Annotated in this window: 17 protein-coding genes; 9 read left to right on the plus strand and 8 right to left on the minus strand. The window is 43.6% G+C overall.

Annotated features, from left to right (window positions below):
- Positions 1–165: 165 nt before the first annotated feature.
- Positions 166–1,605 carry an aminotransferase class I/II-fold pyridoxal phosphate-dependent enzyme gene (locus O9295_RS23295; RefSeq protein WP_288035671.1) on the plus strand — a complete coding sequence of 480 codons (1,440 nt, stop codon included), beginning with the start codon at positions 166–168 and terminating at the stop codon, positions 1,603–1,605.
- Here O9295_RS23295 and O9295_RS23300 read toward each other — a convergent pair.
- Both O9295_RS23300 and O9295_RS23305 read right to left on the minus strand, forming a co-directional pair.
- The gene (locus tag O9295_RS23300) at positions 1,597–3,000 is read right to left on the minus strand and encodes a serine/threonine-protein kinase (RefSeq protein ID WP_002798560.1); all 1,404 of its coding nucleotides are present in this window, start codon (positions 2,998–3,000) and stop codon (positions 1,597–1,599) included. The genes O9295_RS23295 and O9295_RS23300 overlap by 9 nt on opposite strands.
- Positions 3,001–3,230: 230 nt before the next feature.
- On the minus strand, positions 3,231–3,584 hold the full coding sequence (locus tag O9295_RS23305; RefSeq protein WP_002798561.1) for a hypothetical protein: 354 nt from the start codon (positions 3,582–3,584) through the stop codon (positions 3,231–3,233).
- A 231-nt stretch (positions 3,585–3,815) separates the two neighbouring features.
- On the opposite strand from O9295_RS23305, the gene pyrG reads away from it, so the two are divergent.
- Entirely contained in the window at positions 3,816–5,456 is a 1,641-nt protein-coding gene (pyrG, locus tag O9295_RS23310) for a glutamine hydrolyzing CTP synthase (protein ID WP_147069919.1), read from the plus strand.
- 81 nt (positions 5,457–5,537) lie between these two features.
- Here pyrG and O9295_RS23315 read toward each other — a convergent pair whose 3' ends face one another.
- The 4 genes from O9295_RS23315 to O9295_RS23330 all read right to left on the minus strand — a co-directional run bounded on the left by O9295_RS23315 (position 5,538) and on the right by O9295_RS23330 (position 8,827).
- Positions 5,538–5,855 carry a 2Fe-2S iron-sulfur cluster-binding protein gene (locus O9295_RS23315; RefSeq protein WP_002768334.1) on the minus strand — a complete coding sequence of 106 codons (318 nt, stop codon included), beginning with the start codon at positions 5,853–5,855 and terminating at the stop codon, positions 5,538–5,540.
- 391 nt (positions 5,856–6,246) lie between these two features.
- Entirely contained in the window at positions 6,247–6,444 is a 198-nt protein-coding gene (locus O9295_RS23320; RefSeq protein WP_002731987.1) for a hypothetical protein, read from the minus strand.
- 31 nt (positions 6,445–6,475) lie between these two features.
- Positions 6,476–7,051, minus strand: coding sequence for a peptide deformylase (gene def / locus O9295_RS23325; protein ID WP_002748816.1), 576 nt, complete (start codon positions 7,049–7,051; stop codon positions 6,476–6,478).
- Positions 7,052–7,429: 378 nt separating this feature from the next.
- A complete protein-coding gene (locus O9295_RS23330; protein ID WP_288035676.1) occupies positions 7,430–8,827 on the minus strand; it encodes a serine/threonine protein kinase in 1,398 nt (465 codons plus the stop codon).
- Between the two features lie 518 nt (positions 8,828–9,345).
- Between O9295_RS23330 and crtE the strand changes: the two genes are divergently transcribed.
- The 7 genes from crtE (at position 9,346) to O9295_RS23365 (ending at position 14,308) form a co-directional block, all read left to right on the plus strand.
- Complete coding sequence (gene crtE / locus O9295_RS23335; RefSeq protein WP_147069915.1) at positions 9,346–10,275, plus strand: geranylgeranyl diphosphate synthase CrtE; 930 nt, start codon at positions 9,346–9,348, stop codon at positions 10,273–10,275.
- Positions 10,276–10,292: 17 nt separating this feature from the next.
- Positions 10,293–10,745 (plus strand): divergent PAP2 family protein, encoded by a 453-nt coding sequence (locus O9295_RS23340; protein ID WP_079209560.1) that lies wholly within the window; start codon positions 10,293–10,295, stop codon positions 10,743–10,745.
- Positions 10,746–11,606: 861 nt separating this feature from the next.
- Positions 11,607–12,437: a 4-hydroxy-tetrahydrodipicolinate reductase gene (gene dapB, locus O9295_RS23345; RefSeq protein ID WP_288035679.1), complete on the plus strand. Its 831-nt coding sequence runs from the start codon at positions 11,607–11,609 to the stop codon at positions 12,435–12,437.
- A gap of 189 nt (positions 12,438–12,626) precedes the next feature.
- The gene (locus tag O9295_RS23350; RefSeq protein WP_193961847.1) at positions 12,627–12,980 is read left to right on the plus strand and encodes a nucleotidyltransferase family protein; all 354 of its coding nucleotides are present in this window, start codon (positions 12,627–12,629) and stop codon (positions 12,978–12,980) included.
- Entirely contained in the window at positions 12,962–13,453 is a 492-nt protein-coding gene (locus O9295_RS23355) for a ribonuclease toxin HepT-like protein (RefSeq protein ID WP_147069911.1), read from the plus strand. Before O9295_RS23350 ends, O9295_RS23355 begins: the two co-directional genes overlap by 19 nt.
- A gap of 5 nt (positions 13,454–13,458) precedes the next feature.
- Positions 13,459–13,830, plus strand: coding sequence for a nucleotidyltransferase family protein (locus tag O9295_RS23360; RefSeq protein ID WP_012264857.1), 372 nt, complete (start codon positions 13,459–13,461; stop codon positions 13,828–13,830).
- A complete protein-coding gene (locus tag O9295_RS23365) occupies positions 13,817–14,308 on the plus strand; it encodes a ribonuclease toxin HepT-like protein (RefSeq protein WP_261779472.1) in 492 nt (163 codons plus the stop codon). The genes O9295_RS23360 and O9295_RS23365 overlap by 14 nt, the downstream gene beginning before the upstream one ends.
- A gap of 174 nt (positions 14,309–14,482) precedes the next feature.
- Here the strand turns inward: O9295_RS23365 and plsY are convergent, their stop codons facing one another.
- On the minus strand, positions 14,483–15,139 hold the full coding sequence (gene plsY / locus O9295_RS23370; RefSeq protein ID WP_147069909.1) for a glycerol-3-phosphate 1-O-acyltransferase PlsY: 657 nt from the start codon (positions 15,137–15,139) through the stop codon (positions 14,483–14,485).
- Between the two features lie 69 nt (positions 15,140–15,208).
- The gene (gene fabG, locus O9295_RS23375) at positions 15,209–15,904 is read right to left on the minus strand and encodes a 3-oxoacyl-ACP reductase FabG (RefSeq protein WP_147069907.1); all 696 of its coding nucleotides are present in this window, start codon (positions 15,902–15,904) and stop codon (positions 15,209–15,211) included.
- Between the last annotated feature and the right edge of the window lie 236 nt (positions 15,905–16,140).

Raw genomic sequence — 16,140 nt, forward strand, 5'->3', positions numbered from 1 at the left:
ATTTTTATTTATAATTCCCACACCCCCCACCCCAAACGCTACTTCCCCACACCCCACACCCCAAACCCCTAAAGCTTCGTCCCCACAGCCCACACCCTACTTCCCCACACCCCACACCCCACACCCCACACCCCACACCCCACACCCCACTTCCCACTTCTCACAATGCCTTCGCCAGAATCTGCTCCGCTAGTATCACAACTGCAAAAAAAAGTCAATAGTTTAGATGTACCATTTTATGCACCAGGGCATAAGCAGGGGGAAGGAATCGGGGAAGATTTAAGTAATTTACTGGGAAAAAGCGTCTTTAAAGCCGATTTACCCGAATTACCCGACCTTGATAATTTGTTTGCCCCGACGGGGGTGATTAAAGAAGCGCAAATTTTAGCAGCCGAGACATTTGGGGCAGATAAAAGCTGGTTTTTAGTCAATGGCTCCAGTTGTGGCATTATTGCGGCGATTTTAGCCACTTGCGGCGAGGGAGATAAAATTATTTTGGCGAGAAATATTCATAAATCGGCAATTTCGGGCTTAATTCTCTCTGGGGCGCAGCCTATCTTTATCAATCCCGAATATAATCCCACTATCGATCTAAATTTAAATATAACCCCCCAATCCCTCGAAAATGCCCTGAAACTTCATCCCGACGCCAAAGCGGTGATGGTAGTCTCTCCCACCTATCAAGGGGTTTGCTGTGACTTAGAAACTATCGCCCAGATTACCGATCATTATTCTATCCCGCTGCTCGTCGATGAGGCTCACGGGGCGCATTTTGCCTTTCATCCCGATTTACCTCCGGCTGCCCTGTCTCTCGGCGCTGATATGGCTATTCAGTCCACCCATAAGGTTTTAGGGGCCTTAACTCAAGCATCAATGTTACACTTAAAAAGCGATCGCATTAGTTCCGAAAAAGTCGATCGAGCCTTACAATTAGTTCAAACCACTAGCCCTAGTTATTTGCTTCTCGCTTCCCTTGATAGTGCTAGAAAGCAAATGGCGACGCAAGGACTAGATTTACTGACCAAAACCCTCGATTTAGCCGCTTCTGCCCGAAAAGAACTCAATAAAATCCCTAATATCTCTGTTTTAGACTTTCCCCATTCTATCCCGGGTTGTCACTGGTTCGATCGCACTCGTTTAACGGTAATCGTCAAAGATTTTGGCTTAACTGGTTACGAAATAGACGATATTTTGCGAGAAAAATACGCTGTCACCGCAGAATTACCGACTTTAAGCCAACTTACTTTTATTATCTCCATCGGCAATCATCGCGAACACATTAATCGCCTAATTACTGCTTTTCAATGCCTTCAATCTCCTTCCTCTACCAGTTTACCCCTGACTCCTGCCCTAGTCATGGGAAATCTCGCTATTTCTCCTAGAAAGGCTTTTTTTGCCCCTACAGAGATAGTATCCCGGAAAAATGCCCTCGATCGTCTTAGTGCTGATGTTATCTGTCCCTATCCTCCCGGTATTCCCGTTTTGATGCCGGGTGAGTTAATTTCTCAGGAAGTCCTCGACTATCTGCAAACTATTTTAGACCTCGGTGGCACGATTACCGGCGGTAGTGATGATAATTTGGCAACTTTCAGGGTTTTAAAATAATCGCAAAATTATCTGATATATTAACCGGAAAAAGGCAGTAATAGCAATTGCTCCGATGGCTGCCATCACGGCAATGATAGCAATTTCAGGAAAATTTAGGCTTCCTTGCAGTTGCGAAAGAAAGAAGATGAGGGTGAGGGTAATTGCTGCTAGAATCGGTAAATCTCTCCCTTCAATCACTTTTTTAAATAATGCCAAAACTAAGCCACCTAAGATCATAAAAGCGATGACAATTCCTAGCGAGGGGAGTAAACTATTTAAGGCAATTACTAATAATGTCCCCTCAAATCCTGTAAAGGCAGCATTAGCGAAGGTTTCCCCAAGAGAAAAGCGGGAAGTTTTTCTAATCACTGGAGAAGCTGGAGGGGATGGAGGAATTGGGGAAGCTGGAGGAGATGGGGAAGATGGAGGAATTTGAGAAGCTGGAGGAGATGGGGGAGGTGTATTTAAAGCGGTTAAAACTTCTCCACAGGATTGAAATCTATCCAGGGGATTTGCTAGTAACATTTTATTGAATACTCTTGCTAAATCTGCACTGATGTTGGGGGCATAATTTTGCCAATTCCAGACCTGTTTTTGGGGATCGTATAGATCATCAGGATCGCGATTAGTTAAGAGTATAACACAGGTAGCTGCTAGGGCATATAAATCTGTGGCTGCCGATACCTGATTGCCTAATTGTTGTTCGGGAGGAGCAAATCCAGCTGAGTAAATTGTTGTGGATTTCTCTTGTGTATTACTAGGGTTATTGGTAGCCTGTTTTACTGCCCCAAAATCGAGTAAATAGAGGCGGCCATTTTGGGAGCGCATGATGTTAGATGGTTTTATATCCCGGTGAATGGAACCATTTTCATGAATAAATTTGAGGATAAGAAGTAATTCTTTGAGAATGTTTTTGACTTCACTTTCTTGAAAGGGTTTTTGTTGCTGTTGGAGAATTTCTTCTAAGTTTTTACCGTCGATATATTCCTGGGCCAGATAGAAAAATTGCTCTTCTTTTCCCGTTAATTGATTCTTGACTGTTAAAGGGAAAAAAGCATAGAGATCGGGGATTTGGGGATGTTCTCGGCCTAAATCTTCTAAAACGTGCGCTTCTTGAAAAAATAAGTTTTTCGCTTTTTCTAAAGCTTGCGGACTTAAATTACCCGAAGGTTGAAATTGTTTGAGTACACATTTAGCTTTTTTGGGACTATAACGATCTACTGCTAAAAATGCCGCCCCAAATCCTCCTTGTCCCAATAGACGTTCTGGCAAATAACGTCCCCCTAAAATTAATGGCATCCCGCAAGTAGTACAATATTTCTGCTCGATCGAGGTTAAGCGATTGCTATCGTCTAGGTCTGGGCATTGATTACGCGGTCTCGGACAGTGGGGACGCGTACAAATAACTTCCATAGTCACCGTTTCCCGTGGTACTGCTCTTAGTTTAGCTACTACCGGCAATTCGGGTTAAAATTTTTATTCTTAAGAAAGAGTTAAAAAGAGAGTTCGTAGGCGGACACGGATTCCCACTATACTACAAGGTTAGCAGAAATTTTGGAGTTTGTCAAGTCTTTGGCTGAAAAAAATTCAGCCAGATCTAGCGGTTATCTTCATGGTGGAGTGGGAAGTCTCGGCGCTTTTCTTTAGTTGAATGAGCGTGCCAGACGATTAACCCCGGTGTGTAATAACTGTTCCAAGCTTTGGCGATCGCTGATGGCTTGAAGATTGATCACAAAACAGGTTAAACCCAGTCCAAAGAGGATAAAAGTGGGGGCCATAACCACACCAATCATCAACCAGGTGGCGACGTGGAGAAACATGGTGATAGCGAACAACAAAGCTAGGGAAGCAATGGGGAAGATTTGACGGGTAGGACGACCGAAATAGAGAAAAAGAACTGTTAAAACGGTGGTTACTAAGTTAGCGGGTACTAAAAAGGCACAAATCGAGACGCAATAGTTGCGGGAAAATTCAGCGAGGGTATTAAAATCTATCATTAATATTACTTTACAATTGCCTGAGTCTTAGTACTCTCGATTGTAGCGGAAAATTTACATGATCGGCATGAAGGTGACTAAAGGCTGTGGTGCAATAGATTTTCGAGAGGGAGCTAAAACGAGGATCGGGGTATAGGTCATCCAGCTATAATGAAATCTGGGAAAATGACACCGCCCCATCCCGAAAACTCTTACCCCTTGCTAGGTATAATCGATCGCAGGAAGAATTTTATGAGTAAATTTGTCTTTGTCACCGGGGGAGTTGTCTCCAGTATTGGGAAAGGAATTGTCGCCGCTAGTTTGGGAAGATTGTTGAAAAGTCGGGATTATTCCGTCTCAATTCTGAAATTAGACCCCTACATCAACGTGGATCCGGGTACGATGAGTCCTTTTCAACACGGAGAGGTATTTGTCACCGATGATGGGGCCGAAACCGACCTCGACCTTGGCCACTACGAACGTTTTACCGATACGGAACTCTCCCGTCTCAATAGCGTGACTACTGGCTCGATTTATCAAGCGGTATTGAATAAAGAGCGCCGTGGTGCTTATATGGGGGGAACCGTGCAGGTAATTCCCCATATTACCAACGAAATCAAGGAAAGGATTCTCCGGGTGGCCAAAGATACCAACCCCGATATTGTCATCACAGAAATTGGTGGTACGGTGGGAGACATCGAATCTTTGCCTTTTTTAGAAGCAATTAGGCAATTTAGGAAGGATGTAGGTCGAAATAACGTGGTTTATATGCACGTTACCCTAATTCCTTGGATTCCGGCCGCTAAGGAGATGAAAACTAAACCGACGCAACACTCGGTCAAGGAATTAAGATCGATCGGCATTCAACCGGATGTGTTAGTCTGTCGTTGTCATCTACCCCTACAACCGGGTTTAAAAGAAAAACTCTCAGCTTTCTGTGATGTGCCGGTGGAATCGGTGATTACTGCTCAGGATGCCAGCAGTATCTACGAAGTTCCTCTCAATCTGGAAAAAGAGGGATTAGCGCAACAAACCCTAGAATTATTAAACCTGGGTCCCCGATACCCCCATCTGGAGGAGTGGGAAAATCTCATCCGACAGATGCAATCCCCTAGTCAAAAATTAGAGATAGCTATCGTTGGTAAATATGTGCAATTGGGGGACGCTTATCTCTCGGTGGTGGAGGCCTTGAAACACGCTGCTATTGCCCTTGATAGCGAGATAGAATTGCGTTGGGTAAGTGCTGAAGATGTGGATAACGATTCGGCCGAAGCTCATTTAAGCGGTGTTGACGGTATTGTTGTACCCGGTGGTTTTGGTATTAGGGGTGTGGATGGCAAAATTAAGGCGATCGAGTATGCTAGGGTCAATAATATTCCTTTCTTGGGTCTCTGTTTAGGGATGCAGTGTTCGATTATCGAATGGGGTCGCAATGTGGCCCGATTAGAAAGGGCCAATAGTTCCGAATTTGAAGAGGATACACCCAATCCAGTGATTAATTTACTGCCAGAACAGGCGGATGTGGTGGATTTAGGGGGAACAATGCGCTTAGGTCTCTATCCCTGCCGTTTAAATCCCGATAGTCTGGCTTTCTCTCTCTACGGTCAGGAGGTTATCTATGAGCGCCATCGTCACCGTTACGAGTTTAATAATGCCTATCGTAGTCTCTTTTTTGAGACTGGTTATCTGGTGAGTGGCACTTCTCCTGATGGTCGTTTGGTGGAAATTATCGAACTACCAAAACATCCTTTCTTTATTGCTACCCAATTTCACCCCGAATTTCGCTCTCGTCCCAATAAAGCTCATCCTCTCTTTTCTGGTTTCATGAAAGCGGCCCTTAAGGGTAGAGAGGAAAAGTTCTCCCTTAGTAGTCAGCATTCGGCTGTCAGTTAGGGTTCGCCGGTTCTATTGGCTCAAAATCTGGTTTTTTGGGGGGAAACCCCCGAAAATTTCTCATATTACCCCCAGTTTGTCCTAGGGTTTCCCGAATTGACGTTGATAAACTACTTCTTCCTTGCCAGATTCCAGTTTAATATCGGAGCGAGGATAGGCCACACATAACAAAGCATAGCCTTCTTTTTGCAGGTCGGGGGATAATCCCATGCCCTCTCCTTGTTCGACGCTACCCTGGGAAAGTTGAGCGGCGCAGGTAGTACATACGCCCGCATTGCAAGAACTGGGTAAGTCAATCCCCGCATCGTAGGCCGCCTGTAGTATAGTTTGATCTTCCCTAACTTCGATCGTTTGTGTTGTTCCTAAATGGGAAATTTCTACTTTGTAGGTTGTGGTCATAGCTAATGAATGATGCTTTGAACTTCACCTATTTTATCATTCTAGATTGCGGATAGAGGAGAGAGGGGGGAAATCTTTACCTAATCAGGTTTTCACTGGTCGGCAGATAATTGATTGTCATGAAAGATGATAAGTAGGTAGGCGTTAAAAATTATCAGACACCACCCTTATCAACGGGGGACTAAGGGTAGGGTTGATTCATGAATCAACCCTACTATGAATCAACCCTAGTACTAAGGGGGTATCGAACCTAAAAACTATTTTTAATTTAATTATAACCAGCTACTTAAAGTCCTCAAAAGTAGTAACTTTTTCTGGCAATTTGTCCTGTAGTTAAAACAAACAAAAGAGAGAAATAAATTCTCTCTTCTGCAACCGAGGGGAAGTTATTCTATTTGTAATTGGCTCTCGTGTCTTTAACCGCCGCCCAAAAAAATAGGGCTGTTAATGGTACACTTGCCGCTAGAATTAGGCCAGTGGTGGTATTGCCTAAATCCGGTTCTCCCGAACTAATTTCAAAGACACAACCCACACCAGCGATCGCTGCAATACAGGATAATAACAATAAAACGCCGCTTTTCGGGGTCATCTTCACTCCTCACCTAAATTAACTAATGCCTTTATTTTGTCACTTTCTCGACCGGTTTCACCGCTTGCACGGAAAAACCGTGTTTTTTTAATTCTTCATTGAGTGCCAAATCGTTATCTACTCTGTCCACGAACATGACACCATTAAGATGGTCCATTTCGTGTTGAATTACCCGCGCTAGTAAACCGTTAGCTTGCAGTTTTCGCGGTTTCCCCTGTTCATCTTTATAACTCACTTCGATCGCTTGGGGACGGATGACATCTAAAAACACATCGGGAATACTCAAACAACCCTCTTCCGCTTTGCACAATTCCCGACTATAACCGATAATTTGGGGATTAATCAGAATTAGGGGCGGATTTTCCGGTTTATCGTGTTCACAATCGATGACAATCAATTGTTTATTGACTGCCACTTGCGGAGCCGCTAAACCGATACCATTGGAACTATACATAGTTTGCAGCATTTCTCTGGCTAATTGGCGGATGCTGTCATCGACTTTAGCAATCCGCTTGGCCGGTTGACGCAGGACTCGATCGCCGAGATAATGCAGTTCTAAAGGGGGTTTTTCTAATTTGCGTTTTTCTACGGTAATAGTGGCGCTCATAAACTTAATTATCGATGGGATGCACAATTTTGATCTTAGTCACTGGCTCTGGGGGATTTCTCAGGAAAAGGGAGAAAAAAACCCAGACCCTTCATAAAATTTTACACCGCTCACAGACAGTTCGTCTATATCAGGGGGTGGGAAGTGGGGAGTGGGGAGATTTTTCAGTTATCAGTAAGCAGTAAACAGTAATCAGTAATCCGTGGGGGAGAGGGGAGAAGGGAGATGGGGGAGAAAGAATTATGAATTATGAGTTATGAATTAGGAGATGGGAAGTGGGGAAGTGGGGAGATTTTTCAGTTATCAGTAAGCAGTAAACAGTAATCCGTGGGGGAGTGGGGAGAAGGGAGAAGGGAGAAAAAAGCTGATTGCAACCGGCTACTTATTAGTAATTGGTATTCCTAGCCATTGGCTTAATTCCGCTGCTAACCATTCAATTTCGGGTTGACTCAGATATTCTTTTGTTTTACTGCTAATAGTATATTCTTTAGTCCCCACCCAAATAGTTAAAGCCATCGGTACATAAACTTGATCGCCATCACCATCTTTGCTATGATAACCATCAGCTTTCACCAGTTTATTAATATGTTGCCGTGCCATTTTATTTTTGCCCGGAAGTGTCAAACCCCAAATTCGCTGAATGGCAACAATTTCTTGACTATCAATAGTGATAATTTCCTCCCCTTTGAGACAATAAATAATCTGGTAAAGCATTCCTAAACCCACAAACCAAAAAGGCAAGGAAAAGAGCAGAAAAAACCAACTTATCCACAGAGGAATGGAAACTGCTCCTCCTGTCCATACTAATAAAAAAGCGTTCCAAGCGATGGCAAAGGCTCCAAGAAAAATTAATTTAGGGGTAAAACCTTCGGGAGGTAAAGATATTTTAATTTTCTCCTCGCTTTTTTGCAACTGTACCCGACTCCCTGCGGGTTTTTCAAGGTTCGAGGCAGTTAATTGAATTTCGTGGAGAGTATTTAAAGCTTGATTTGCTGCTTGTGCTGAAATAAACCTTTTCTCGAGACTAGGTTCAAGTAATTGCCCTAACCAATGAACAAAAGCAGGGCTTAAATTGGCTAAATTATTTAATTGAATTTTGCCATCTTTTTGGGGTAAATCGGCGGGATGAATGCCTGTAGCTAGATAGATTAAAGTGGCTCCTAAACTGTATAAATCAGAAGCGGCAACGGTGCGACCACCGAATTGTTCAGGGGGCATATAACCGTAGGTTCCGACGATAGTTAAAGTGGCCTGTTCCTGTTGGGCAACAGTCTGGACAGAACCAAAATCAATTAAATAAACATTACCGATACTATGGCCCGAGCGATCTTTTAATAAGATATTACTAGGTTTCAAATCCCGGTGGATAATTGGCGGGTTAAGTCCATGGAGATAAATTAAAATACCTAGGATAGATTTAGCTAATTCTTGTAGGTCTGCTTCAGTAAATTTGCGACCGGTTTCTACCTGTTCCTTGAGAGATTTAGCCTCGATATAACTCTGAACAAGGGCAAAACCTTGATAGGTATCGGTGCGAACTTCAAAATAGTCGATATATTCAGGAATCGAGCGACAATCTAGATGTTTAAGAGTTGCGGCCTCCCGTTCAAAGAGTTTTAAATCTGTCCATTCAAAATCGGGACTGAAGATTAATAATTTGACGACAACAGTAGTACCCGTTTTTAGATCTTGGGCGAGAAAAGTGCGTCTTCCGGTTTGTTTACCTAACTGACTTTGGATTTGGTATCGATCGCCTAAAATTTGCCCTGGCAGCATACAATATATTCCTAGGATAATCCTAATTCTAGGCTAATCGAGAAATTTCTAAACTGCAAGCTAAGAAAACGGAAGTTTGACCGAATCATCAAAACTTTAGCATCTCCCGGGATAACTGCGGTGAAATTCAATTATATCGCCCGTTTTTCGCCAATTCCTGGACTGGGCTGAGGGATGTATTTTTTCAGGTTAAAAGAGAAAATAGGCATCAGAAAAGAAAATTGGCCCATCTCCGTCTGGGAAATTTTAGTACAAATGTTCAGACTGTCAACTCCGGTGCTGCCATGCAGTCTGAAGGAGTAATTTAGATAGTCATACTAAATCCGGTTATTAAAAACTGATTATCTATTTCTCCTTTTGCCTCTTGCCTCTTGCCTCTTGCCTATCTTGATATGTAGCCTATACTCAACGGATTTAGTATCAACAGCTTAGGGTACAAGGGAGCAGCCAGTTTAATTCCGATCGAGGTGGAGTTTCCTGATATAGTTTTAAAAGCAGTCGGTTCAAGACAAAAAGACATGGTTACTAGGGGCGAACGAGGAGTAGAAGTGAGGAAAAACGAGAGCTTTTCTCTGGCTTCCTATCTGGAGGAAAAGCGGTTAATTGTCGAGTCAGCTTTAGACAGCTCTTTAGTTATCGGCAATCCTGCCAAAATCTACGAGGCGATGCGCTATTCTCTCCTCGCCGGTGGCAAACGTCTGCGGCCGATTTTATGTCTGGCTACCTGTGAATTGATGGGGGGTTCCCTAGAGATGGCTTTACCCACCGCTTGCGCCCTAGAAATGATTCACACTATGTCATTAATTCATGACGATTTACCCGCCATGGATAACGATGATTACCGACGCGGGAAATTAACCAATCACAAGGTTTTTGGCGAAGATATCGCTATTTTAGCCGGGGATGGTCTCCTGGCCTACGCTTTCGAGTATGTGGCTACCCAGACTCGTAATGTACCTCCCCTACAGATTTTAGAGGTAATTGCCCGTTTAGGTCGCACTGTCGGGGCAGCGGGTTTGGTGGGGGGTCAGGTTTTAGACTTGGAATCCGCAGGAAAACCCGATATTTCGGCGGAAACTCTCGGTTTTATCCATACTCAGAAAACGGGGGCCCTGTTGGAGACTTCTGTGGTGTCGGGGGCAGTTTTAGCGGGGGCAAAAGCGGAAGATATAGCTAAATTAGCCCGTTATGCCCAAAATATTGGCTTGGCTTTCCAAATTATCGATGATGTTCTCGATATCACGGCGACAAAGGAGGAATTGGGCAAAACCGCCGGTAAGGATCTACAGGCACAAAAAGCCACCTATCCTAGTCTCTGGGGGATAGAAGAGTCCCGCCAGCAAGCTCAACAGTTAATAGATAGTGCCATCGGTGAATTGAGTGGCTACGATGAGGCCGCTGAACCTTTACGGGCCATCGCCGAGTATATTGTTAATCGTAAAAATTAAATTAAACGAATGAGATTATGCAGGACTTCGAGCAGGTGTTACACAATCAAATACTGCTAGTCTCTCTTTTAGCTTGTTTCACTGCCCAGGGACTAAAAGCGCTGATTGAGTTAATCCGCGATGGTAAGGTGAGTCTGCGCTATCTAGTCTCGTCGGGAGGAATGCCTAGCGCTCACTCGGCGCTGGTGGGGGCCTTGGCTACTGGGGTAGGATTACAGATGGGTTGGTCTAGTCCCGAATTTGCGATTGCGGCGCTTTTTGCGGTTATTGTTATGTATGATGCAGCTGGAGTGCGTCAGGCAGCAGGAAAACAGGCCAGGATTCTCAATCAAATTATCGATGAAATGTTCCAGGAGGGCAAGGAATTTAACGAGGAACGTTTAAAGGAATTAATTGGTCATACTCCTTTTCAAGTGCTGGTCGGTTTAAGTTTGGGTATCGGTATCGCCCTGGTGCTGCTCTGTCATTAATTGAGGTGTTTTCTGGGGTTGAGATAAACTAGATTTAAGAACTGAAAATCCGGGGTAATCACTCATGTTACAATCCCTAAAAATTGAGGGCTTTTGCGGTTTTCAAAGTTTTGAGATGGCCAATCTTGGTACGCCAATTCAAATTTGAAACGCATCAGCAGCAATGTTTGAGATAGAGGCAAAAAGGAATCAAAGTTACAGGAATCCACTCAACAAAGTGCTGATAACTGGGTAAATTGGCACAAGCATCGCTCCAGTATTCAGCTACATGGTCTAAATAGGGTTTGCGGCAAAAAGTTTGTTGGTGGGGTTAGGAGTCAGTAGCCGGTCGTCAGTAGCCGGTCGTCGGGAGTTTCAGGCTTTGTTGCCCTCTCTTTTTTGTACCAACTTATGTACTATAGTAAGGATAATGCAAGGTTTTTGATGGTCCCAATCCGATTTTCGCAGCATGAACATCGGATTTTAACAGGTCAAAAGCCTTATTTTAAAAGGGTTTTACCATTATTCAGCAAACCCTAAATAATCAGTTTTTAATAACCGGATTTAGTATTATTGGATAAGCCTTTCCACTGAGAAGATGTACCAGACTGAGCCTGAATCCGCCGTATGAAAAGCGATTAAAATCGTCATAATTTCCCCCAGACATAAGCTTATTTTTCGTTGTCGAGTCTTCAGTCCATAAGCAAGTAAGCTTTTTGAGCATTGAGGTGCAAATTATTGGCAAAAATCATCGACAGGACAGAATAAAGCATCTATACTAACCCTAGGGCAAGGTGGCTGAATGGTTTTCTGTTTTTCAGCAGATCACTTCTCCCTTTTCTTATCCCGAACTCAGGTTATATATAAGGAGAATAATTAACCATGACCGAAAATAGAGGACCGATTCCTGTAGTTGTCAACGGTGCAGCCGGTAAAATGGGACGGGAAGTCATTAAAGCCGTTGCTCGTTCCGACGATATGATCTTAGTGGGTGCAGTGGATCGAAATCCAGCTTTTCGAGGTCAAGATGTGGGGGAAGTGGCCGGTTGTGAACCCCTAGAAGTGCCGATTCTCGACGATTTGCAGAGTGTTTTAGTCCTGGCAACTCAGGAAAAAGTGCAAGGGGTGATGGTGGATTTTACCCATCCCGACGGTGTTTATGACAATACCCGCAGTGCGATCGCCTATGGAGTGCGTCCCGTGGTGGGAACTACGGGATTATCGGCGGCACAACTACAAGATTTAGCCGAATTTGCCGAAAAAGCCAGCACCGGCTGTTTAGTTATCCCCAATTTTTCCCTTGGCATGGTTTTACTACAACAGGCTGCCCTGCAAGCATCCCGCTACTTTGATCATGTGGAAATTATCGAACTGCATCACAATCAAAAAGCAGACGCACCCAGTGGAACGGCGCTCAAAACCGCCGAATTACTGGCAGAATTAGGTAAAACCTTTAATCCTGCCCAAGTTTCCGAAAAAGAAACTATCCCCGGCGCTAGAGGCGGTTTAACTGCTGAGAACATCCGTATTCATAGCGTGCGTCTACCCGGTTTAATTGCCCACCAAGAAGTCATTTTCGGTTCCCCCGGGGAAATCTATACCCTTCGTCATGATACCAGCGATCGCTCCTGTTATATGCCGGGGGTTCTCCTCTCTATCCGTAAAGTTACTCAGCTGCAATCCCTCGTCTACGGTTTAGAAAAAATCCTCTAAATCAAGATAGGTAGTGATTTTATTGTAGTGGTGATAGCTCAAACCTTTGCTAATTGGGCATTGTCGTCATCAATAAAGTACCAAACAGTTCGGCACCCCCCTGATCAAGGTAGTAGGGGGGATCGAAGGCAAAATCTATCTTCTATTTAATTAGAACCGCTTACCTAAACTCAATGGTAAAATAAGCCCATGAGCGCTTTTCCTACCCCAGAACTCGATAAAATCCTCAAAGAAAAAGATATTCAAGGAGAACAGGAAAGACAAACCCTGCTGGCGAAAACTCAACAATGGCTTCATGAAAATGCCGTAAAATACGGAATTAATCGAGCTTATATCTTTGGCTCCGTGACTCGTCCCTATAAATTTCACCCCGGTTCTGATGTGGATATTGCCGTCGAAAATATCAATCCCGAACTGCACTTTGAGGCTATTAGTATTCTTTCCTATTATCTGGGGAGAGAGGTGGATATTATTCTGCTGAAAAACTGTCATTTTGCCCACCGAATTCGGGAAGAAGGAATTTTATGGACAACCGACAACTAATCCTGTTGAAAGCTGATATAAATGCTCAATTACAGTTAATCAAAGCGATCGATGGTAAACTAGCTGTTAGAGCCGAAGGTGTTAATCCCGATGATGTCATTCGCCTGGAAAGCATTGCCTATCAAATCCATAATTTATACAGTGCCACTGAGGATTTACTTAAAATAGTGGCGGCCTGTTTTGAAAATCATATTGCCGATACTCGGCAATGGCATACAGCCTTATTAAACAGAATGACTGTCCCTATCCCCGGAATTCGTCCTGCTTTTATTTCTTCAGAAACCGCCGCTTTGTTAAATAGTTTGCGAGGATTTCGGCAGTTTTTTCCTCATGCCTACGGCACAAATATTGATTATGAACAATTGAAAATTAATTTAGACAGGGCAAGAAAAATCTACAGAAACTTAGAGAAAGATATTCAAATTTTCTTTGAACAATGGGCAGAAAGTCAAGCTAAATACTCGCTATTATAATTATTATGTCGGTCAATAATCCCTATCTTGAATACTGGCAAAAACGCCAAAAAGAACAGCAGGAATATAATCAAAAATTAGCTCAAGAGGCAAGGAAAAATCTCCCGCCAGTTATTGATTATTTAAAAGAAAATTTCCCAATTACAAAAATTATCCTGTTTGGTTCTCTAGTTAAAGGTAAATTTCAGGAAACTTCTGATATTGATCTAGCAGTGGCTGGCATACCCCCAGAAAGTTTTTTTCAAGCTTTAGGAAAAGTTAATTTAATTAGCGCTCGCTGGATTGATTTAAAGCCTATAGAAGACTTAGAACCTCATTTTCTTAAAAGAGTTTTGCAAACAGGAGAATGTCTTTATGCGTCCGATGAGTGCCAGTGAATTACAAGAAATCGCCCTTGATATTGCCACTGAAGTTAATAGATTAAATCGGCTAGAAAGCCAAATGCGTTTAGTTCAAGCGGAAATGCTAACCAACCCGGCACTAGCCGATATTTGTGCCGAAAGTTTAGCCCTAAAACTCCATAACTTCTATACAGGATGTGAACGAATTTTTCAAATTATCGCTTCTGAGTTAAATGGTGGCTTACCATCTAGTTATGACTGGCATAGAAGGCTATTAAATCGTATGAGCAAACCTCAAGATTATCGTCCTGCTGTATTACGAGAAGATACCGTGCATAAACTTAATGAATACCTAAGCTTTCGGCACGTTGTTCGAAATATCTACGGTTTTGAATTGGAAAAACAAAAACTAGAAAATCTGGTTAATAACTATTATAATACATGGCTACAAGTCCAAGAAGATATTAATAGTTTTATCCTTTGGTTAAAAACCACAGCAGACAGTCTTAATTAAACCTCAAAGACAAGATTGCTTGTTGAGATGGGGAAAGAGGCAACACCCCCCCAACCCTACCCGACGTCGGGGGGAGATTTAGCTAATCTAAGGATAGGCGGTTAAAATGCGTCTTAGCCTATTCTTGAGCCGTCAACTTCATTTCACAGTGGTTATTCTGACTTGAGAAAGTTATTAACTTACTTCCGATGATTGCTGTACTTTCTGGCCTATTTTCGGTTCCGTCCCTGCCAACAATCTTTTAATATTACCCTGATGACGAACAATCACATAGATTCCCCCCATCAAACTAAATAAAATATAGGGGAGAGGTTGACCCAAAACAACCATTAAAATATTCACCACCAGCGCCCCGATAATCGAACCTAAAGAAACAATCCGGAAAAGTGCCAGAATAACTAAAAAACTCGCCAAAGTTCCGCAAGCCACTAGGGGATTCATCACCAATAAAACCCCTAAACTGGTGGCGACGGATTTACCACCGCTAAAATTCAAGAAAATCGATTTACTATGACCGATGATTGCCCCCAATGCTGCCCCGATAATTAACCAATAATACCAACTTTCTGGGAGAGGATTGACATCAATAAAATATAGCCCGCGTACCAGGGCCACCGCCGCCATTCCTTTTAACATATCAATTAATAACACCATCGCCCCGGCAGATTTTCCCAGAGTTCTTAGCACATTGGTGGCCCCAGTGGAACCGGAACCATAGTCACGAATATCGATACCTTTGCTGTATTTACCGATTAAATAACCCGTGGGAATCGAACCGAGCAGATAGGATAAAAGTAAGATAGTAAGACTGATAAGAATCGGAATAAGCATAAATTAACCCCAATTTTTAGCAAGAGCGAGTGCCGTTATCAGTGTATCAGCCCGAAGACAAAAAACCACTCACAGGGAACCATAGACGGGAATTGCCGCCCCGCGCAAGTCCTTAGCTCCTTCCCCTGCCAGAAAACAGATCACCTCGGCTAGAGATTGGGGACTTACCCAGTCCTTGGCATTTGCCTCTCCCATCGCTTCCCGGTTGCCCGGAGTATCGATAATGCTGGGCAAAACCACGTTAGCGGTAATATTAGTCTGTTTGGTTTCTTCTGCGATCGCTTGTGTTAAAGCCACTACCGCCGCTTTCGAGGCACAATAGGCGGCCAAATTTGCCCCCGGTTGTACGGCACCACGAGAACCGATAGTGACGATACGACCATAATTATGAAGTTTCATCGAGCGTAAACAGTGTTTACACAGTAAAAAAGTGCTATGGAGGTTTAAATCGAACATTTTTAGCCAATCTTCATAGCTAAACTCCTCCGTCGCCCCCATGGTAAAACCCCCGACTAGATGAATTAAAACATCGACCCGACCGAGATCATCAATTAATCTAGCCACGGCAGTTTCTTGGGTTAAATCCACCCTGACAAAGCGAATACGCTCAAATTCCGCCGCACTCAACCGAGATTTCAGACGACCTACCTCCCTTTCCTCCCGATAGGTCATGGTTAGATGACCGCCATGGTCTAAAACCGCCGGAGTGACTCCTAAACCCAGTCCTCCCGTACCGCCGGTCAGCAATACCCGTTTATCTTTCATAATGATTGATATATAATCGATCGCTCCAATTTTGACTCTCCCCCGCTAACCGCTCGCGCGGTGTAGCGGGGGATTCTCGGTTCTTAGGCTTTTAACTAGGGTCTGCTGAAAAAGTTTTTCCTAGGGGCAGGGTGTAGGGTGTGGGGTGTGGGGTGTGGGGTTTTACCCATTTTCATCGGGTAAATTACCTAATTTTCAGGGAAAAAGTCCCGGAATTTTCCCCCCGACCACTCCCA

The sequence above is a fragment of the Microcystis sp. LE18-22.4A genome (assembly GCF_027531105.1).
GTDB lineage: Bacteria > Cyanobacteriota > Cyanobacteriia > Cyanobacteriales > Microcystaceae > Microcystis > Microcystis aeruginosa.